The organism is Nonomuraea sp. NEAU-A123, from assembly GCF_018603905.1.
GTDB lineage: Bacteria > Actinomycetota > Actinomycetes > Streptosporangiales > Streptosporangiaceae > Nonomuraea.
The window spans coordinates 39,943-59,851 of sequence record NZ_JAHFZZ010000025.1; the positions used below are offsets into that span (position 1 = coordinate 39,943).

19 protein-coding genes are annotated in these 19,909 nt (G+C 70.5%); 10 read left to right on the top strand and 9 right to left on the bottom strand.

The genetic code is table 11. The annotated features are described in order from the left end of the window. The first annotated feature begins 124 nt into the window (after nt 1–124). From KLK06_RS48025 to KLK06_RS48045, 5 genes are all read left to right on the top strand, one after another. The gene (locus KLK06_RS48025) at nt 125–2,023 is read left to right on the top strand and encodes an AfsR/SARP family transcriptional regulator (protein ID WP_214642452.1); all 1,899 of its coding nucleotides are present in this window, start codon (nt 125–127) and stop codon (nt 2,021–2,023) included. Nucleotides 2,024–2,314: 291 nt separating this feature from the next. Beyond that, nucleotides 2,315–3,649: an aspartate aminotransferase family protein gene (locus KLK06_RS48030; protein WP_250907172.1), complete on the top strand. Its 1,335-nt coding sequence runs from the start codon at nt 2,315–2,317 to the stop codon at nt 3,647–3,649. Next, entirely contained in the window at nt 3,631–4,677 is a 1,047-nt protein-coding gene (locus KLK06_RS48035; protein ID WP_214642454.1) for an NAD(P)-dependent oxidoreductase, read from the top strand. The genes KLK06_RS48030 and KLK06_RS48035 overlap by 19 nt, the downstream gene beginning before the upstream one ends. 85 nt (nt 4,678–4,762) lie before the next feature. Next, nucleotides 4,763–5,674, top strand: coding sequence for a UbiA prenyltransferase family protein (locus KLK06_RS48040; protein ID WP_214642455.1), 912 nt, complete (start codon nt 4,763–4,765; stop codon nt 5,672–5,674). 23 nt (nt 5,675–5,697) lie between these two features. Further along, nucleotides 5,698–6,480 (top strand): BTAD domain-containing putative transcriptional regulator, encoded by a 783-nt coding sequence (locus KLK06_RS48045; RefSeq protein WP_214642456.1) that lies wholly within the window; start codon nt 5,698–5,700, stop codon nt 6,478–6,480. Here the strand turns inward: KLK06_RS48045 and KLK06_RS48050 are convergent. From KLK06_RS48050 to KLK06_RS48065, 4 genes are all read right to left on the bottom strand, one after another. Continuing rightward, entirely contained in the window at nt 6,470–7,546 is a 1,077-nt protein-coding gene (locus KLK06_RS48050; protein ID WP_214642457.1) for an endonuclease/exonuclease/phosphatase family protein, read from the bottom strand. The two genes, KLK06_RS48045 and KLK06_RS48050, sit on opposite strands and share 11 nt — an antisense overlap. A 160-nt stretch (nt 7,547–7,706) precedes the next feature. Further along, nucleotides 7,707–8,750, bottom strand: a complete 1,044-nt coding sequence (locus KLK06_RS48055) for a glycosyltransferase family A protein (RefSeq protein WP_214642458.1) — start codon at nt 8,748–8,750, stop codon at nt 7,707–7,709. 3 nt (nt 8,751–8,753) lie between these two features. Further along, entirely contained in the window at nt 8,754–9,785 is a 1,032-nt protein-coding gene (locus KLK06_RS48060) for a glycosyltransferase family 2 protein (RefSeq protein WP_214642459.1), read from the bottom strand. Between the two features lie 110 nt (nt 9,786–9,895). Then, nucleotides 9,896–10,915, bottom strand: a complete 1,020-nt coding sequence (locus KLK06_RS48065) for a glycosyltransferase family A protein (protein WP_308168771.1) — start codon at nt 10,913–10,915, stop codon at nt 9,896–9,898. A gap of 169 nt (nt 10,916–11,084) precedes the next feature. On the opposite strand from KLK06_RS48065, the gene KLK06_RS48070 reads away from it, so the two are divergent. The 5 genes from KLK06_RS48070 to KLK06_RS48090 all read left to right on the top strand — a co-directional run bounded on the left by KLK06_RS48070 (nt 11,085) and on the right by KLK06_RS48090 (nt 15,120). Next, the gene (locus tag KLK06_RS48070) at nt 11,085–12,308 is read left to right on the top strand and encodes an endonuclease/exonuclease/phosphatase family protein (RefSeq protein ID WP_214642461.1); all 1,224 of its coding nucleotides are present in this window, start codon (nt 11,085–11,087) and stop codon (nt 12,306–12,308) included. Between the two features lie 32 nt (nt 12,309–12,340). Continuing rightward, a complete protein-coding gene (locus KLK06_RS48075; protein WP_214642462.1) occupies nt 12,341–13,423 on the top strand; it encodes a glycosyltransferase in 1,083 nt (360 codons plus the stop codon). Then, a complete protein-coding gene (locus KLK06_RS48080) occupies nt 13,420–14,421 on the top strand; it encodes a lysylphosphatidylglycerol synthase domain-containing protein (protein WP_214642463.1) in 1,002 nt (333 codons plus the stop codon). The genes KLK06_RS48075 and KLK06_RS48080 overlap by 4 nt, the downstream gene beginning before the upstream one ends. A 166-nt stretch (nt 14,422–14,587) precedes the next feature. Then, nucleotides 14,588–14,884 carry a type II toxin-antitoxin system Phd/YefM family antitoxin gene (locus KLK06_RS48085; RefSeq protein ID WP_214642464.1) on the top strand — a complete coding sequence of 99 codons (297 nt, stop codon included), beginning with the start codon at nt 14,588–14,590 and terminating at the stop codon, nt 14,882–14,884. Then, nucleotides 14,881–15,120, top strand: coding sequence for a hypothetical protein (locus KLK06_RS48090; protein ID WP_214642465.1), 240 nt, complete (start codon nt 14,881–14,883; stop codon nt 15,118–15,120). The genes KLK06_RS48085 and KLK06_RS48090 overlap by 4 nt, the downstream gene beginning before the upstream one ends. 54 nt (nt 15,121–15,174) lie before the next feature. Here the strand turns inward: KLK06_RS48090 and KLK06_RS48095 are convergent, their stop codons facing one another. From KLK06_RS48095 to KLK06_RS48115, 5 genes are all read right to left on the bottom strand, one after another. Next, nucleotides 15,175–15,924 carry a dienelactone hydrolase family protein gene (locus KLK06_RS48095; RefSeq protein WP_214642466.1) on the bottom strand — a complete coding sequence of 250 codons (750 nt, stop codon included), beginning with the start codon at nt 15,922–15,924 and terminating at the stop codon, nt 15,175–15,177. Between the two features lie 96 nt (nt 15,925–16,020). Further along, nucleotides 16,021–16,989, bottom strand: coding sequence for a hypothetical protein (locus tag KLK06_RS48100; RefSeq protein WP_214642467.1), 969 nt, complete (start codon nt 16,987–16,989; stop codon nt 16,021–16,023). Between the two features lie 169 nt (nt 16,990–17,158). Then, nucleotides 17,159–18,028 carry an ABC transporter substrate-binding protein gene (locus KLK06_RS48105; RefSeq protein ID WP_214642468.1) on the bottom strand — a complete coding sequence of 290 codons (870 nt, stop codon included), beginning with the start codon at nt 18,026–18,028 and terminating at the stop codon, nt 17,159–17,161. A 96-nt stretch (nt 18,029–18,124) separates the two neighbouring features. Beyond that, nucleotides 18,125–18,880 (bottom strand): SDR family NAD(P)-dependent oxidoreductase, encoded by a 756-nt coding sequence (locus KLK06_RS48110; RefSeq protein WP_214642469.1) that lies wholly within the window; start codon nt 18,878–18,880, stop codon nt 18,125–18,127. Nucleotides 18,881–19,161: 281 nt separating this feature from the next. Continuing rightward, complete coding sequence (locus KLK06_RS48115; RefSeq protein ID WP_214642470.1) at nt 19,162–19,842, bottom strand: alpha/beta fold hydrolase; 681 nt, start codon at nt 19,840–19,842, stop codon at nt 19,162–19,164. Nucleotides 19,843–19,909 lie beyond the last annotated feature (67 nt).

The window sequence follows — 19,909 nt, forward strand, 5'->3', positions numbered from 1 at the left end:
TGATAAATTTCAGCCTGCGCGGAACCGCTCTCACAGCACTAGCCCCTGGTTATTCAGGACGCGTAATCTTCTTATTCCGTCGTACGGTTCCTGTTGATGAAACCCCGCACTGCAGGGTGGTCGCATGGATTTCAAGATCCTCGGGCCGATCGAGGTTCGTACCTCTCGTGGCAGACCGATCGCGCTCGGACGCCGAAAACAGCGGGTGCTGCTGGCCGCCCTGCTGCTCAACACGGACAAGGCGATCCCCAGCCGGCGCATGCTCGACTGGCTGTGGGGCGAGCACGCGCCCGCCACCGCGCAGTCGAACCTCTACACCTACATCTCCGCGCTGCGCAAGGTGCTCGACTCCCCCTCCCGCATCGAGGCGGGCCCCAACGGGTACCTGCTGCGCGTCACGCCCGGCGAGGTCGACGTCACGCTGTTCGAGGATCTCGCCGCGCAGGGGCAGCAGGCGCTGTCCGCCGGACGCCACGACGTCGCGCTCGAACGGCTGACCCGGGCCCTTTGCCTGTGGCGCGGCGAGTCCGTCCTGGAAGAGCTGCCCCTGCCCACGCCGCTGCGCTGCGAGGCGGCGCGGCTGGAGCGGCTGAGGGCGACCGTCGTGGACGCCTCGCTGGAGGCCCGGCTGGCGCTCGGCCAGCACGACGAGATGCTCGCCGACCTGGAGGCTCTGACCCGCAGGGACCCGCTGAACGAGCGGCTCAGGACACAGCTCATGCTGGCCTTGTACCGTTCCGGCCGCAGGGCCGACGCGTTGACGATCTATCAGGGCGCGCGGATGACACTGGCCGCCGAGGTCGGCATCGACCCCGGCCCGGACCTGGTCCGCATGCACCAGCGCATCCTCGCCGACGACCCCGCCCTGACGCCGCCGCCGGCGGTCGCCGCCCGCAGGGCCCCGGCCGAGCTGCCCATCGGCCCGGCCGCGTTCACCGGCCGGGCCGCCGAGATCACCCGCCTGCGCACGATGCTGACCTCGGCCTCCGGCGCGACCGCCATCTCGGCGATCACGGGCGCCGCCGGGGTCGGCAAGTCGGCGCTGGCCGTGCACGTCGCCCATCAGGTCGCGGGCCGGTTCGCGGACGGGCGGCTCTACGTGGACCTGCACGACTCCACACCCGGCGTCGCGCCGCTGAACCCCGCCGACGTCCTGGCCCGCCTGCTGCGCTCGCTCGGCGACGACACGGCCGGGCGGCCCGACGTGGACGAGGCCGCGGCCCGCTTCCGCTCGCTGACCGACGGCAGGCACCTGCTGCTCCTGCTCGACAACGCCCGCGACGCCGCGCAGGTGCGCCCGCTGCTGCCCGCGAGTCCCACCTGCCGCGTGCTGGTCACCGCTCGCAGGATGCTCACCTCGCTGGACGCCGCCTCGCACTTCCGCCTCGGCGTCATGGCCGAGGACGAGACTTCCACGCTGCTCGGCCGCCTGATCGGGGAGGAGCGCGTGGCAGCCGAGCAGCGGGCGGCGCGCGCGATCGTGCGGCTGTGCGCCGGGCTGCCGCTGGCGATCAGGATCGCCGCCGCCCGGCTGATCGCCCGGCCGGGACTGCCACTGCGCGCCCTGGCCGACCGGCTGGCGGTCGAGGACCACCGCCTGTCGGAGCTCCAAGCCGACGGTCAGGCCGTGCGGGCGTGCTTCATGATGAGTTACCGGAGCTTGGACGCCGAGTCCTCCCGGATGTTCCGGATGGTGAGTCTGCTCGATGGCGTCGCCATCAGCGTCGCGGCCGCCGCGGCCCTGGCCGACCGCTCCGAGCCGCGCACCGCCGACCTGCTGGACCACCTCGCGGAAGCCCAGCTTCTCGAGGCACACGGCCACGACCGGTACCGCATGCACGACCTCCTCCGCCTGTTCGCCCGCGAGCGGGCCAGGGCGGAGGGCACCGAGGAGGACCAGGCACTGGCCGTCTGGAGGGCGCGGCGGGAGGTCTGGACGCCGCCCGCTCAGCCGGCCACCTACATGACCGCGAGCCGCCCCGCACGCGGGAAATCATCCCTATTCGCCGCGAGATTCGACTGATAAATATCCGGTGATCCGCCCCCGGGCGCCCTTTCTCCTCCGCCGTCTCGCAGCCCGCCGCCAACCTACACACATGTGCATGGTTCGAGGTATAGGCGGATTCGACATTGTTGGCGACATGTCTCACCTTTTCTCACCGCCGAGAAGAAGGCCGGGCACCAGCGATATTCGCGCGAACCGGGAAGGGCGGACGTGTCTGAACTGATCGGCGTTGATGAGTGTGAAAGTTTCACCGTAAAGCAGGTCCAAGATCTGTACAGAAGGTACGTCAGCCGCAGTCAGGTCAACCTCATGACCTCCTTCGGCTTCGGCCGGGAGCTCGTCGAAAGCGCCGAGGGCGCCTGGATCAGGACCCGCGACGGCCGCAAGGTCCTTGACGTCACCGGCGGGGTCGGTGTACTCAACCACGGCCACAACCACCCCCGCATCCTTGAGGCACGGCGCCGCTTCGCCGACCGCCGGCGCATGGAGGTGCACAAGGCGTTCTTCTCACCGTACGTGGCCGCCCTCAGCCACAACATCGCCGAGCTGCTGCCGGGCGACCTGAGCATCTCCTACTTCCCGAACTCCGGCGCCGAGGCGAACGAGGGCGCCGTCAAAATGGCGTACAAGTACCACGAGGGACGCCGCAACACCATCCTCCGCTCCGACATCAGCTTCCACGGCAAGACCCTGGGCGCGGGCAGCCTGACCGGATCGTCCGAGAACTCCTTCCGCTTCCCCGGTCTCCCCGGCATCGTCGTCCACCCCTACGGCGACATCGCGGCCGTCCGCGCGGCCATCGAGGCCGCCCGCACCCCCGACGGCACATGCGACGTCTACGCGATCATGGCCGAGCCGTTCAGCGCGTCGAGCATGCGCTGCTGGACGGAGAACGACCTGTACGAGCTGCGACGGCTCTGCGACGCGAACGACATCATGCTGATTTTCGACGAGGTCTACACGGGTTGGGGCAAGACGGGCAGCCTCTTCTACTTCATGCGCTACCCCGACCTGCTGCCCGACATCCTCGTCTACTCCAAGTCCCTCGGCGGCGGCAAGGCGTCGATCGCCGGGTACACCGCCCGCGAGACCGTCTTCCGCAAGGCCTACGACCGGCTCTCCGACGTCATCCTGCACAGCACCACCTACTACGGTTTCGGCGAGGAGACCGTCACCGCCATCGAGGCCGTCAACATCGTCGTCGAGGACGACTACCCCGCCCGGGCACGGCAGATCGAGCGCATCCTGGGCCCCGGCCTGCAGAACATCCACAAGCGCCACCCCGACGTGGTCGGCCGGGTGAGCGGGGTGGGCGCGCTGTGGGGCGTGTTCCTCGGCGGCGGGCCCAAGGTGCTCGACCTGGCCGCCAAGCTCGCGCCCGGCTTCTCCGGCGACCCGCAGTTCCGCACCAAGCTGATCACTCTCGCGGTCATCGCCGACCTCTACCGCGAGCACGGCATCGTCTCCTACTACAGCCCGAACGCCGACAACCCCCTCGTCGTCGCGCCGACCCTCGCCATCGCACCGGAGGACATCGAGTACTTCCTGGACAGCCTCGACAAGACGCTGGCCAAGGGCCTGCCGCGGCTGCTCGCCGGCTTCGTGCGAGAGAAGGTGGGGTCGCGATGGCCCGCCGGGTCGTAGTCACCGGCAGCGCCGGGATGCTCGGCGGCCACCTGGCCCGCCGGCTCGTACTCGACGGCCACGACGTGCTCGGGGTGGACCTGCGCCCCCAGGACGACCCGCTGCTGACGGCGGGACACCGGATCGGCGACGTGCGCGACCTGCCGCTGATGACCGAGGCCATGACCGGGGCGGACGCGGTCGTCCACTGCGCCGGCGCGCTGCCGAGCTACCCGGCCGAGCAGATCCACGACCTGATCGTCGGAGGCACCCGCACCGTCCTGGAGGCCGGGCGCCAAGCCGGCGTGGAGCGGCTGGTCCACATCTCCTCCACCGCCGTCTACGGGCTGCCGACGCTCGTGCCCACGCCGGAGGAGCATCCGCGCGCGCCGGTCGACCCCTACACCAGGGCAAAGGCCGCGGCCGAGGAGCTGGCGGAGAAGTACCGGGCCGACGGCATGCGCGTGCCCATCCTGCGCCCCAAGACCTTCCTCGGCCCCGGCCGGATGGGCCTGTTCGCGATGCTCTTCGAGTGGGCCGAGGAGGGCCGCAACTTCCCGGTACTCGGCAGCGGGGACAAACGCATCCAGATGTTCGCGATCGAGGACCTGGTGGACGCCGTGGCCATCGTGCTCGACGCGCCGGCCGACGTCGCCGACGACACCTACAACCTGGCCGCCGCCGAGTTCGGCACACTGCGTGAGGACTTCCAGGCGGTTCTCGACGCGGCCGGCCACGGCAAGCGGGTCGTCTCGCTGCCCGCGGGACCGGCCCTGGCCGGGCTCCGGCTGCTGGAGCGCAGCAAGCTGTCCCCGGTGTACGGGCGGCTGGCGCGCAAGCTGCTCGCCGACTCCTATGTCAGCATCGACAAGGCCCGTGAACGGCTCGGCTTCCGTCCGAAGCTGTCCAACCAGGACGCGATCCTCCGCACGTACGCATGGTGGCGGGAACACCGCGCGGCCGGCTCACCTGCCCTCTCATCGGGCGGTGCGACGAGCCGTGACGCGTGGCGGCAGGGCGCGCTGTCGCTGGCGAAGGTCTTCTTCTGAGCTATCGGGGTAAAGCATGCGCCTTGTCGAATCGCCAGACGTCCCAGAGAGCCCGCAGCGTCAGGAAGCGGCGCAGGAGCGGGCCGTGGAAACCCGCAAGCACCTGGTCGCGGATCTGGCCGCCCTGATCCGCCCCTCCCACGCGGCCAAGGCGATCCTTCTCGTGCCCGTGGCGCTCATCGGCGCCCCCTCTGTCAGCCTGGCCGAGGTGGTCGGTGTCATCTGGGCCACCGTGGCGTTCATGGTCGCCTCCGCCGCCGTCTACATCGGCAACGACATCGCCGACCGGCACCGCGACCGCCTCCATCCCGTCAAGCGCAACCGCCCCATCGCGGCCGGCCGGGTGGGGGTGCTGACCGCGGGCGCCTGTTGCGTCGTCCTGCTGGCGGTGCTCACCGCCATCGTCGCCCGGGCACCGGCGTCCTCCTGGCCGGTGCTGGTGTACCTCGTGCTCAACGTCGCCTACAGCCGCCTGCTCAAGCACATTCCGCTGGTCGACGTGGGCGCGGTCGCGGTCGGCTTCGTCCTGCGCGTGGTGCAGGGGTATGAGGTGACCGGAGACCGGGCGCCCGCCTGGCTGCTGATCACGGTGTTCTCGATGTCCCTGCTGCTGCTCATCGGCAAGCGCCGCCAGGAACTGCTGGAGGCCGGGGCCGTCCACCGGCCCGCGCTGCGCGGTTACTCGATGGAGCTGACCAACTGGCTGCTGCAGATCGCCTCCGTACTCGCCCTGGTCTCCGGCCTGATGTACCTGCGTGACGAGGGACCGTTCGGCCCGCAGCACGGCCAGACCGCGATGATGCTGTCCACTCCCTTCGCGCTCTTCGCCCTCTTCCGGTACCTGCAGATGCAGCTCGTGGACAAGGAGGGCGACCCGGTGCGTGTGCTGCTGCGCGACCGTGTCATGGTCGCGAACTCCATGTTGTGGGCCGCCACCCTGGGTGTGATGCTCGTGCTCGTTCACCACCCGTCTCTGGCGGCGGTCGTCCACCTATGAGAAACGATTGTGAGAGGAAGGCGATGGACGTCCGCTTACTGGGACCGGTCGAGGTGACCGTCGGTGACCGCTGCGTCCCCCTGGGACCACCCCAGCGGCGCGCGGTGCTGGCCGCCCTGGCGATCGACGCCGACCGCCCCGTGTCGCTCCGCACGCTGATCGAGCGTGTCTGGGACGATCCGCCGGACCGGGCCACCGACTCGCTGTACGCCCACATCACCCGCCTGCGGCAGGCGCTCACCGCCACCGGGGTCTCCATCGAGCGCCGGAACGGCGGTTACGCCCTTGATGTGGACCCCGAGCGGGTGGATGCCCACCGGTTCCGGCGGCTGGCCAAGCAGGCGCAGCTACGCGTCTGCGACGACGTCGCCCGGACCCGGCTGCTGGCCGAGGCGATGGAACTGTGGCGCGGCGCGCCGCTCACCGGCATCCCGGGAGAGTGGGCCGCCCGCATGCGGTACGGCATCGAGCAGCAGTTCGTCGGCGCCATCGTCACCTGGGCCCAGGCGCACCTGCGCCTGGGCCGCCCCGACATCGTGGTCACCGAGCTGACCCCGCTGGTGCCGCGTTACCCTCTCGCGGAACCCCTGGCGAGCATGCTGATGCACGGCCTGTGCGCCCTCGGACGCGGCGCGGAGGCGGTGGCCCTGTACGCCCGCCTACGCGGATACCTCGCCGACCACCTGGGCATCGAGCCGGGGCCGGAGCTGCGTGCGCTGCATCTCACGATCCTGCGGGCCGGCACGGACCCGGCGACCCGGCCGGTCGGCCGATCCGGCCTGCTGTACGCCCAGGTCACCGGCTGAGCGAGAGGACCAGCCGCTGCCCGCTGTGGTCGGACAGGCCGTCCGAGCGGACCAGCCGATACGCGTGGACGGTGATCTCCGGCGTGGTGTACGCCCAGTCGATCCGCCACCACGGCCACCGGTCGTCCCAGGTGGCGGGGTAGAGCGAGCGCAGCGCCGGGGTGGCGTCGACCATCCGCCCCGGCACCAGGCGCAGGATGCCCATCGCGGGCGAGGCGTTGAAGTCCCCGGCCAGGACGGCAGGCAGCGGGTTCGCCTGGATGTCGGCCGCGAGCACGCGGAAGTTGGCCTTGCGTGCCTCGTGCTGCGTGCGGTTGAGGCTCAACAGGTCAAGGCCGCCCGCCGACGGGTCGACCGGCGAGTTGATGTGGGAGTTGTAGAACGAGACGGTCCGGCTACCGATGCGCAGGTCCGTGCGCAGCGTCTTCACCGTGTAGAAGCCGGGCCAATCGGAGCCGGGCGGCACGGGCGTGTCCCGGCTGTCCTCCGCCTCCGGACGCAGGTCGAGGCCGCGCTCCAGGACGATGGGGAACCGCGACAGCGTCACCAGCTCGCTCGCCGCGGCGATGTGGAACCCGGGGAACTCCCGGCGCAGCCTGTCCAGGTCGTTCACCCGGATCGGCCGGGAGTCCGCCCCGAAGTAGACGTACTCCTGCAGCAGCAGCACGTCGGCGTCCTGCGCGTGGAGGTAGCGGTAGAAGGCGGCGACGTCCCGCGGGGGCGTACCGGTGGGCGGGGGCATCGCGCTGCCCACGGACTGGTCCCAGTACCAGGTGTTCCAGGAGAACACCTTGATCGCGTCCGCCGGAGCCGGGACGGCGCGGTGCCACAGCGGGGCGAGGTTGAGCCCGCTCACTCCCCCGCCCAGCGCCAAGGACGCCAGCGCCACCGCGGCGGCCGCCCGGCGCGCGCGGCGCGCCGCCAGGGCCGCGACGAGCAGCACCACGGGAACGGCCGCCAACGCCAGCGGCGGGACGAGCTCGGGGAGCTGCCACCACCACACCCGGCCGGACAGGACACGGTGCGCCACCACGAACACCAGCCAGGCGGTCGCCGCGCACAGCACCAGAGGGATCCTCCGGCGCGCCCCCAAGGCGCGCCGAAAATCGCGGGGGCGCGTCGCGGCCTGTGTGGCGCCGGTCATGTGCGCCTACCGACCGGCCGGGTTCCGGCGCACGTGCCGTCGGTCGTGCGCGCCGGGCCGAAAAGCGCCCGGAGGGGAGCCGTCATGTGGCCGCCTCTCCGGTGGTCGAGGGGCGCATGGTCAGGTCGGCGTCGTAGAGCCGGCGGAACCTCGCCGAGCACAGCCACCGGGCGACCCCGGCCGCCACCCCGGCGGCGATGGTCACGTTCACCAGGAAGTGCACGGCGCCGAAATAGAGCAGGAACAGCGGGCCGCGCCTGCGCAGCACGAAGCGGTACATGCCGAGGTCGGCCAGCAGCGACACGGCCAGGGCGAGGACCGCGGGCGCGGCGCCGGCCGGGCCGAGCATGATCACCAGCGGCGACGCGGCCACCGCCGCCAGCGCGGCGAGGCTGCCGCCGGCCCGGCTGGAGGTCTCGAACCCGCGGGCGAAGCGCCGCCGGCGCGCGTACAGCGGCACCCGGGCGCGCCCCCGCCGGTACAGTTTGCGCAGCAGCTTGACCAGCTTGTCGTCGTGGTCGTGCCGCGAGCGCACCGCGGTGGTGAGCACCATCTCATACCGCTGGGTGAGACGGTGACCGTAGTCGACCTCCTCGGTCTCGCGCAGGCGCGTGTTGAACGGCCCGATGTCGTCGAACACGCGGCGCGGCATCGCCATCAGCGCCGGGAACAGGAACGAGATGGGCCCCTCTGAGCTGGCCGTCCAGTAGTGGTACTGCAGCGCCCGGTACTCCTCGACGAGGCTGTCGCGGATCAGCGGCTCAGGGTCGTGAATGCTGCACACCGCGCCGAGCCCCGGATCGGCGGCGAGCATGCCCACCGCCACCTCGACGGCGTCGGGGTAGGGGGCCACGTCCGAGTCCACGAATATCAGGATTTCACCGCTCGCGTGCGCGACGCCGAGGTTGCGCGCACCGGCCACGCCCATGTTGCGTTCCGTGCGGATCACCCGCACGCCGAGCCGCCGCGCGATCTCGACCGAGTCGTCGGTGCTGCCGTCGTCCACGACGATCAGCTCGATCGGCCGGTAGGTCTGCGCCTGCAGCGCGCTCAGGCACAGCTTCAGCGAGGCGGCGTAGTTGTAGTTGGGCACGATCGCCGACACCAGGGGCCGTTGCTCGGTCATCGCTCACACCTCGGCCGACGCGGAATGGGCCGGGAGGTCGTAGGTACGACGGAACCGGCTGGACAGCAGGCACTGGGCCACTCCGGCGAACACCGCCACCGCGACGGTGACGTTCACCAGGAAGTGCACCGCGGTGAAGTACAGGGTGAAGCGCGTGCCGGCGTAGCGCCGCACGAAGCGGTACATGCCCAGGTCCGCCACTATCGAGCCGGCCAGCAGCACGACCGGCGCGGCCAGCCAGGCCGGACCCAGCACCACCGGCAGCGGCGCGCTGAGCACGGCGAACAGAGCGGCGAGCGAGCCCCAGCCGCGGCTGCTGTTGGCCGGGCCGCCGTTGAAGTCCGGGCGGCGCAGGTACAGCGGGATATGCAGGCGTGCGCGGTGGAAGAACTTCGACAGCACCACCTTGAGCCGGTCGTCGTGGTCATGCCTGCCTCTGATCCTGTTGTCCAGCACGATGCGGTACCGCTGGGTGACGCGGTGGCCGTACTCGGCGTTCTCGCTGTGGCGCAGCGCGGGGTTCAGCGGGCCCACCTCGCGGAAGACCTCCGCCCGCATGGCGAAAAGCGCGGAGTAGATCGTGGTGATCTCGCCCTCGTCACCGGAGATCCAGTAGTGCAGTTGGAGGCTGCGGTACCGCTCCACGAGGCTGTCGGGGATCAGCGGCTCCGGGTCGTAGGTACCGCACACCACCCCCAGGGTGGGATCGGCGGTGAGCAGGTTCACCGCGTGCTCGACCACGTCCTCGGCCAGCGCCAGGTCCGAGTCGAGGAAGAACAGCACCTCGCCGCGCGCGTGCTCGACGCCGAGGTTGCGCGCCGCCGGGGCGCCGATGTTGGTGTCGGTGACCACGACCCGCACCCCGTGCCGGTGGGCGATCTCCACCGAGTCGTCGGTGCTGCGGTCGTCGACGACGATCACCTCGATGCGCGGGTACGTCTGCCGCTCCAGCGCGCTCAGGCACAGCTCGAGCGTGCGGGCGTAGTTGTAGTTCGGCACGATGACCGAGACCAGCGGCCGTAGCTGCGGTGTCATCGGAGCTCCCCTTCCCGGTCGGCCGGTGTCGCGAAGGTCCGCGCGTCGAGGGTCGTGTCCACCATCTTGACGAACGTGGCGGGGTCGGTGCCGATGATCTGCATGGCCGTTCAGTCCTGGGCCGGGAGAATCCGGGCGGGCTTCTCCCGGCGGGCGCGCGCGAACCGCTGCAGGACGCCCACCGCTCCGCCGAGGGCGCCGGTGAAGGTGACGGCGAGGTGGACGCCGGTGAAATACAGGCCGAACGCGGCGCCCCGCTGGGTGTAGGCGAAGCGGTAGGTGCCCGCGTCCAGGGCTATGGCGGTGGCGACCAGCGCGGGCGGGACGAGTGCGCCGGCGCGGCCCGCCACCACGGGCAGAGCGAGCGCCGGGACGGCGGCGAGCAGCAGGACGCCGCCGACCGCGCGCGGCACAGAGTCCCCGGGCGTCTCCCCCTTGTGCCAGTCCAGCGCGCTGATGCGGGCGCGGCGGAGCACCTTGCGCAGGATCGTCCCCACGGTGGCGTCGTGGTCCTTGCGGCCGCGTATCGCGTCGCTCAGCTTCACCTCGTACGACCGCGTCACGCGTATGCGGTAGTCGGAGGAGACGGTCTCGCGCAGCCGCGGGTCGAAGGGGCCGATCTCGGCGAACACCTTGGCGGGGACCGCCAGCACGGCCGCGTGCAGCTCGAGCGTCGGCCGGTGGGCGGGCATCCACCAGCGGTGCATCTGCAGGGCGCGGTACTGGGCGGCCAGACTCTGGGAGACCAGCGACTCGGGCCCCAGGATGCCGCCCAGGGCGCCGATCCGCGGGTGGGATGCCAAGATCCGCACCGCGTTCTCCACGGCGTCCGGGTCGAGGGCGATGTCGGCGTCGAGGAAGAACAGGATCTCCCCGGCGGCGTGCTCGGCGCCGAGGTTGCGCGCGGGGGTCGGACCGCCGTTGACCTGGGTGCGTACCACCTTGGCGCCCTTGGCCGCGGCCACCCGCGCCGCATCCTCGGTGCCGCAGTCATCCACCACGATGACCTCGATATGCGGATAAGTCTGTTCTGCTACCGCAGCCAGGCAGAGTCCTAACACGTCGGACCGGTTATAGCTGGGGATGATGACCGAGACTAGCGGACGCTCCCGACTCATGATGTGCTCCATTGGCCGTGTCCAGACCTCGCGTCCGGTTCACGCTAGGCACGGCGACTTGTCCCATTCTTGTCGCGCCGAACGCGCCGAACGCGCCTGCCCGGCCGCCGCCCGCTGACAAGGATGCGACAAGGACTCCTGAGTACGTTCGACGCCGGCCCACCCACCGAGGATGGTGTTGATGCGCGACGGGGACGCAGTGACCGACCAGCGGCTCACCTCCACGCCGCCCCAGCCGGACAGGTCCTGGGCGGAACGTGTCAGGCGTTTCATCCGCCCGCGTCGCCGCTGGTGCTGGGGCACCAAGCTGGTCGTGACCGCCTCGGTGGCGTGGCTGCTCTTCGTGCTCTGCCACCTGCTGGCCAGCGGGCGCACCTCGCTGTGGGCGCCGATCGAGCTGATACCGCCGCCGCTGTTCCTGGCGGTCCCCGCGCTGCTGCTGGTCGTGGCGCCGCTGGCCCGGCCGGTGCGCTGGCGGATCATGTCACTGCTGGTGGTCACCGCGGTGCTGGGCGCCGGGCCGAGCGGGGTCAACTACGCCACCCTCTGGTACACGCCGCCGCTCGCGGGCCCCGGAAGCATCACCGTGGCCGCCTGGAACACCGAGTTCTGGGACCAGGACTGGCGCACAGCCGAGGGCGACCGGTACTCACCCGAGTTCTACGCCTACCTCCACAAGCTGGACGCCGACGTATACCTGCTGACGGAGTACCTCTACGTGAACACCCGGGCCGGGGACATGCGGTCCCAGCCCTGGACCGCCGACCTGGCGATGCGCATCGACAAGCTGGCCGAGCTGCGCCGCGAGTTCCCCGGCTACCATGTCGCGGCGTCCGGCGAGCAGATCACGCTCTCGCGCTTCCCGATCGTCGGGCACCGCGGCCTGGACCTGCGCCCATGGCTGCCGTCCGACCAGAAGGAGATCCCCGAGGCGCTGCGGGGCTGGCCGGAGGGCTACACGGTCGAGACGCTGCGCACCGACATCGACGTCAACGGCACGGTCGTCTCCTTCTACGACCCCCAGATCGCCCAGCCCCCGCTCGAATGGCGGCTGTACGACGCCAAGTCCCGAGACAACGCCTTCAGCAAGACCCTGCGGCGGGAGGCGAGCTACCGGGCCATCAGCGCGGACATCGCCGCCAACCCCCATCCCGTCGTGCTCGCCGGCGACCTGAACACCTCCCCGGCGATGGGCCTCCGCCGCCTGCTCCCCGAGCGGCTGATCGACAGGACGCCCGCGCTCTCGTCCCTGTATCCGGCGACCTACCTGGCCGGGACCGCCGAGCTGTGGCGGATCGACTGGCTGTACACCAGCCCCGACGTGACCGTTCATCGCTACGAGCTGCCCGGCGCCGAGGGGCTGTCCGACCATCGGGCCCAGCGCATGGTCGTGTCGGTGTCCTGACCGGCGCGGCCCCACCAACGAAGGGACCGGATATGCCTGACGAGCTGCCCTGGCGTGATGACGTCGCGGTCATCGTGCCGAACTACAACAAGCGCAAAACCCTGCGGGCCTGCCTGGAGTCGGTGTACGCGCAGACCTACCGCCCGGTCGAGGTCATCGTCGTCGACGACGTCAGCACCGACGGCTCGCTGAAGACAGCCCGGCAGTTCCCGTGCACGATCGTCCAGTCGCCACGCAACCAGGGGCCGGCGGGGGCCCGCAATCTCGGGGTGGCCGGCAGCACGGCTCCGCTGCTGTTCTTCGTCGACTCCGACACGGCACTCGCCCCTGACGCGATACACAACGCGGTCAAGGCGTACCGGGAGACGCCGGACTGCGGCATGGTCCAGGGCATCTATGACATCGAGCCGCTGTACGACGACGGCCCGGTCGAACGCTATCGCGTTCTGTGCGAACACTACGAGCGCAGCCGGACCACGGCGACGTTCCTGTCCTGCACCCTGATCCCGCGCCACGTCTTCGAGGAGGCGGGCGGCCTGGACGAACGCCTGCGCGATGGCGAGGACTTCGAGTTCGGCACGCGTGTCCCGGCCCGCTACCGGCTGGTCGTCACCACCTCCGTGGTCACCAAGGCCGACGACGAGGACCGGTTCTGGGGGTGCCTGGCCGAACGGTTCGTCCGGTCCACCACGCTGCCGGTGATCATGGTACGGGCGCGGCGACTGCGTGGTGAGGGCAAGGTCGGCTTCCAGCTCAACATGATCGGAACGGGCCAGAACAAGCGTCGCAAACCACCCCGGGTCTCCTCCGCTTCGGCGACGGCCACGTTCCTCACCCTGCCGCTCGCGCTCGTCAGCCCCTGGCTGCTGGCCGTGCCGGCGGCGACGCTCGCGGTGTTCCTCTGGATGAACCGTATGTTCATCGGCTTCGCCCGCCGCTACCGGGGCACCCGCTTCGGACTGTGGGTCGCCTGGATGCAGCTCTGCTTCCACACGGCCTTCTTCCTCGGCGCCTGCGTGGGGCTGCTGCGCGTCGCCTACGAGCTGGGCCGCCGGCAGGGAGAGCCGGTCAGGACAGGCCTGTCCCCGGCGCCGTCGGCTGGGACGCGCGAGTGAGATCGATCAGGCTGCCCCGGCTGCCACGTCCGCTGAGGCTGGCGCTGGCCGCCGCGTTCGCCCTCGCCGTCCTGACCGCGATCGTGTGGACGATGTCCCGGCTGGACTGGAGTGTCGTCGGTGTCCTGTTCACCCAGCGCGAGGCCGGGCAGATCAGCCTCCTGCTCGGCGGCTCGCTGCTGGCGAGCATGGCGGGACTGTCGCTCGGGTTCCTCGGCTGGCGCGTCGTGCTGCTGGAGACCGGCCCCCCGGTCAGCGGGCCGCGTGTGGTGCGGATCTTCTTCGTCGGGTTCCTGTCCAAGTACCTGCCCGGACGGGTGCCCGGCATGATCGCCGCCACCAAGGTGGCCACGGCCAACGGCGTCACCTTCGCCAGGCTGATGACCACGGCGGCGCTCGTCATGAGCCTGGTGCTGCTGAGCGGGTTCACGGTCGGGCTGCTCGCGGGCGTGCAACTGCTGGGGGCGCAGGCGGCGTGGCTGGCCGGAGCCGCCGTACTGATCGTGCTCGTCCTGGTGCGCCCGCACATCGTCAACCAGGGCTCCGCGCTGTTGCTGCGGCTGCTGCGCCGCCCCGGGGCGGCCAAGGCCGCCTCCGTCCGGGGAGTGCGGCTCGCGGTCGCCTGGCAGAGCCTGTCATGGGTGGTCACCGGGCTGCACCTGTGGCCCCTGGCCATCGCGATGGGCGCGCCTCCGTCGCGCTCGCTCATGCTGTGTGTCGGCGCGTTCACGCTGGCCACCTCGATCGGCATCGCGAGCGTGTTCATCCCCGACGGGATCGGCGTCCGTGAGGCGGTGCTCACGGCCGCGCTGACCCTGGTGCTGCCCGCCCCGGCCGCCGCGGTGGTGGCCCTGGCCAGCCGCCTGGTCTCCACCGTCGCCGAGGTGCTGCTCGGCGCGGCCGCCCTCGCGACCGCCGAGTACCTCATCCGCCGCGGACGGACCGATCCGCAGGACATCCCGCAGCCCGCGGTGCCGAGCACACCCCCGGTCTCCTGAACGGTCCCGAGCAGCGGCACGGCCCTCACCCTGGAGCGCCGGATTCGGGAGATGCGAACCGGGTAAAGCTGCACAAGTTGCTCAGGTTGTACAACATTGCGCGCCGACCGCGTATCGTAGAGCCGTCCGGGAAGAGCGACGCCGGAGAACACCTCGGAGGATCCACATGACCATTGAGGCGCTGGGCATCGCCGAAGCCCGCACCCAACTCGGCACCCTGGTATCTCGCGCCGTACACGGCCACCAGCCCACCACCATCCGCCGTTCCAACAGCGAGCGCGCCGTCCTCATCTCCGAGCAGGATTACGAGGAGCTGCTCCGCGCCCACCGCGAGCTGGAGGCCGCCCGCGTGGCGGAGGCGATCGCCGCCCACGAGCGAGGCGAGCGCGAGATGATCACGTACGACAGCAAGGCCGCCCTGTACGCCGACCTTGACCTACCAGCCCCCAGCGAGCGGTCTTGAAACGACTCCTCCACGTAGATGTCCCGGTCCGCGCGATCCTGAGCCATGCTGCGCCCGGCCTGCGCGTCATCATCGCGGACATCATGTTCGACCTCGCCGAGGACCCTGAGCCGCTCGCGGCCGTGCCCTATGGCGGCATTCCCAACGCGTTGGAATTGCGGACCGATACTTTCCGCGTGATCTACACCCACAGTGCGGATCACGTCTCCATCTGGGTCCTCCAGATCAACACCTGAGCGATAGCCAGCGCTGCCATACCGGTTCGGGTCTGCGCACCCGAACCGGGGGCCTCAACTGTTGGCCAGGGTGCGGTCGAGGAGGGAGAGCAGGCGGTCCCAGTGGCGCTGCAGTGCGGAGGGGTTGAAGGCGTCGGTGTCGGACATCGTGAAGCCGTGGACGGTGCCGGGGTAGATCTCGCAGGTGTGGCCGGCGCCTGCGGCATCCAGTGCCTGGTTGAGCTCGCTGATGCCCTCGGACGTCATGTCGTTCTCGGCGAGGCCGAGGTGGACTTGGGCGGTGAGCTCGGGGACGAGGCGGTGCGGGCTGTCGGGTGCGTCGGTGACCAGGTTGCCGGGGTGGAATCCGGCGACGGCGGCCACCTGGTCGGGGTGGGCCGCCGCGGTGCGCATCGCCAGGACGGCGCCCATGCAGTAGCCGATCGCGGCGACCGGTCCGGCGCTGACCTCGGGCTGGGTGGTGAGGAACCTGAGGTAGGCGTCGGCGTCACGCAGAACACGTTCGGTGGTGTGCACCTTCACGAAGGGGATCAGCTGGGCGACGACCGTGGGCCGGATCTCCGCTCCGAGGTGCTCGGGAAGTTCGATCACCGGTGCCGGGCCGTGCCGGTAGTAGAGGTTGGGGACGAGCACGTAGTACCCGTTCCCGGCCAGTTCGCGGGCCATCTCCCGCAGCACGGGCCGCACGCCGAAGATGTCCGTGTACAGCAGCACCCCTGGGTGCCGTTCGTCATCGTCGGGGAAGGCGGCGAAAGCGTCGGCCTGGCCGTCCGCGGTGGGAATCTGCAGCGCCTTGGTGGGCATGGCGGATCTTCCTTCCTGGGGGGTCAACCAGAGATGACCTATGATCACCGGGCAAACCGGTACGAACCGTAGCAGTGACGATCAACCCAGCCGAGGTCAGCCGTTGCCGCGCGCCTCGAACCGGAGGTAGAGGCCCTGCTTCTTCGGCACCGTGAGCAGGGTCTCGACGACCTTGCCCTTGAGGTCCACGATGCCCACGCCCTCGGAGGTCGGCGCGAGCAGATGGCGCTCGTCGTACCAGCCCAGCACCGGACTCCAGACAGGGCTGAAGGCCAGCTTGATCCTGGTGACGGCCTTGCCGGTGGCCGTGTCCCACACGCAGGCGGACTTCTCCAGCGGGGTGCAGGCGGTGACGAAGCGGCGGCCCGACGGGGTGAACGTCCCCTGGCCCTGAGCCGCCGGGCGTCCGCGTACGTGCCAGGTCCGCTTGACGGCGCCTGTGAGGTCGTACTGGCGGATGGAGGATTTTCCGTTCTTGCCCCAGCGCACCACGACACCCTTGCCATCGCGGGTCCACTGGAAGCCGCCGACGGTGATGAGGGCCTTCTCGATGCGGACGAAGCGGGCCTTCAGCGTGGGCACGTCGATCAGGACGATGCCCTCCGAATGGGGCTCGAACCCCGGCTCGAACACGTTGAGCAGCAGGTGGCGGCCGTCCGGAGACCAGGTGGGCCAGAGCGTGCGCAGGTGCTGGCCCTCCTGCTCGGGATCGGCCGGGACGGGCAGCTCCACGTTCGTCCGGTCGCCGGACTTGCGATCCACGAACGCCATCGTCGGCGCGCCGGAGGGCTGAGTCTCGGCGAGGGTCGCCGTCCAGCGCTCGTCGGGCGACACGGCGACCTCCCCCGCGGTCTCGACGAACGCGCCCTTGGCCGGATCCCAAACCCGCTTCTTGAAGGGCTGCCTGGTCGACGGCGTCGAGTAGGAGGTGAGCTGGATCGGCCGACCGGCCATCTTGGCCACGACCTTGGCCGAGGTGCCCGGCAGCTTGCCGACCGGCGGCTGGGCGGGGGCGGTGCCGAGCGTGGCGGTCATGGCCAGGGCTGCGGCTAAGTTCATGATCATGTTTGCTCCTGGAGGCTCGGGTGCGCCAGCGGATCCTACAAGATCACGGGGAAGCCGGAACGCGGATCAACTCAGGACACCATGGAGCCGTTCGCCGGGCACTGGAGAGGCGGGCGTCTCTGCGGGGGCGGTCTTGAGGTACGGCGTGCGCTTCGGCAGCACCGGGCTCTTAAGGTTTGGTGCGGTAGAACTCGGCTGCGGTGACGGTGGCGGGGACGCCGAGTTCGGCGGCGACCGCGGTGATCGCGCTGGCGCCGACGGCGAGGTCGGCTTGGCCGTCGGTGGTGAAGTACGGTGCGATGAACTTCTCGTAGTGCGCTCGGACTTCGTCTGCGGTGTGTCCGCCGAGGAACGTCTGGAGATACCGCGCCGTGGTGTCGGGTTCGTTCTGGATCACCCGCAGGGCGCGCCGGTGGGCTCGTACGACGGCCTGGACCGCGGGGTCGTCCGGCTGGATGTAGGTGGGGTCGACGGCCACACCTACCGTGGGGACCTGGAAGTGGTCGCCGACCCAGGCCAGCACCTGCCAGCCGTGTTCGGCGGCTATCGCCTCCGGCGCCATGGTGCTGCCGACCAGGGCGGCGTCGATCCTGCCGTCGTGCAGCCAGCGCAGGTCCATGCCGTAGTCGCCGGGCGGGCGGACGATGGTGTGGATGTCGCGGTCCGGGTCGAGGCCGGCCCGGCGCAGCACGATCCGGGCGAAGCAGCCGGGTGCGGTGTGGGGGGCGTGCACCGCCAGCCGTCGGCCGGCCAGGTCGGCCAGGGAGGTCAGGCCGGAGCGGGCGAGGAACCAGAACAGCGGGCGGTGGGTGTTGACATTGAGTGCGACCCAGGGAATGCCATCGGCCAGTCGGGACAGCAGCGCCCGGCCGAGCCCGATGGTGGCACCGTGGCGCAGCCGCTCCTCGTCCCAGGAGCAGCCGTCGCGCAGCGCGACGTGAACGCCTTCCTCGGCGTCGTAGCCCTGCTGGTCGGCGATGTAGGCGACCAGCTCCTCGTGCAGGCCCCGCCCCACGTAGGCGAGATCGATCGTGTACATGAACGTTTTCCTTGATCGTGTCACCGCCATGCGCCCGCGCGTGCCCGGCTGCTGACGTGACGGTGCGCCGGATACGGTCCGACTGGCCCATATGCGTCAGTACATGGACATCCCGCCGTTGACCGCGGCCGAGGTGCCGGTCATGAAGGCGTTGTCCTCGCTGGCGTAGAAGGCGACCACTTGGGCGACGTCGCCCGGGTGCGCCAGGCGGCCCAGAGGGGTAGCGGCCACCTGCCGCTGCTTCTGCTTCTCGTCGAGCACACCCGCCATGCGGGTGTCCTCCACCGGGCCGGGCTCGACGACGTTGACCGTGATGCCCTGCGGGCCCAGTTCCTGGGCGAGGTACCGGGCGAACTGCGCCAGTGCGGCCTTGGCCGTGCCCAGCGCGATCATGCCATCCCGGGGCGCGCGGCTGAGGCCGGTACCGAGATAGATGATGCGTCCCCAGCCCTGTTCGGTCATGGTGGGCAGGACGGCTTTGGTGACCGCGAACGCCGCACGCATCTCGTCGTCGAGCTTGCCGCCCAGTTCTTCCCACGTCATGTCCTGGAACGGCTTGATCACATAGGGGGTGAGCGCGTTGTGCACGAGCACGTCGATGCCGGCCCACGCCGCCTGGACCTGCTCGATCATGCTCTCGACCGCGGCTGCCTCGCGCACGTCGGCCTGCACGGCCATCGCCTGGCCGCCCGCGGCCTCGATGCCGGCCACGACCTCCTTGGCCGCCGAGCCGCTATGGAGGTAGTTGACCACCACCCGCATCCCTCGCGCGGCCAGAAGGCGCGCGGTGGCCGCACCGATTCCGCTGCTGGCCCCTGTCACCAATGCCACCCTGCCGGTTGCTCCAGCCACGGGCCCACCTCCTGCCCATCATCGCGGGCTGTCGGCATGACATCGTCCATGCTCGCCCACGCGAAAGCCGGCGCGAAGAACAGCCGGCCGACCGCCTCCACGGTCACGTCAGCGCGCTGCCCATGGTGGCTCCGCACCTCTACGCTACCAAGGCACGCTTTCCGGGCACGCGGGGCTATGTGCCCGGATGCGGTGAAACCCGGAGGAGGACGGTTGGTAGCTCCTCTGGGGGCGCGTTGGTCGTGATAACGGCTACGTGTGGTCAGCCAGGTGGGTGGTTGTCAGGCGGCGGCCTGGCGGATGAGGTCGGCGACCGTGGCGGGCTGGGAGACGTAGACGGCGTGGCTGCCGACGGCTTCGACGACGAACGCTCCGGCGCGCTCGGCCATGGCGCGCTGGGCCGGCGGCGGGATCATGCGGTCCTCGGTGGCCACCAGGTACCAGCTCGGCTTGTGCCGCCAGGCCGGCTCGGTGACCGCCCCACCCAGGGCGTTCACACCCCAGGGGACCTGCGCGTCGGCCATGAACGCGGCCACCTGGCCGGGCAGGTCGGCGGCGAAGGAGGCGGCGAACTTGTCACGGTCGAGGAAGAGGAAGCCCTCCACGGGAGGGAGGATGGGCGGCACGGGCGCGCCGGGCGGCGGGTCGGCGATGAGGGTGTTCACCGATTCGCCCTTGTCCGGGGCGAAGGCGGCGATGTACGCCAGTGAGGCGACGTTGGGGTGGGTTCCGGCCTCGCTGATGACGACCCCGCCGTAGGAGTGGCCGACCAGGACGGCCGGGCCGTCGAGGCCGTCCAGGACCCGGCGGGTCACCGCGGCGTCGTCCTCCAGCGACAGCGTCGGGTTCTGCACGATGGAGACATGGAAGCCGTCCCTGGTCAGCTCGTCGTAGACGCCCTGCCAGCCGGATCCGTCCACGAAGCCACCGTGCACGAGCACGATGTTCTTGATGGTGGTCATGGTCGCTCCTGACCTGGGTGGACAGGCCCGACGCCTGTCCGTGTGCACTCCATCCAAGTCGCGCGCA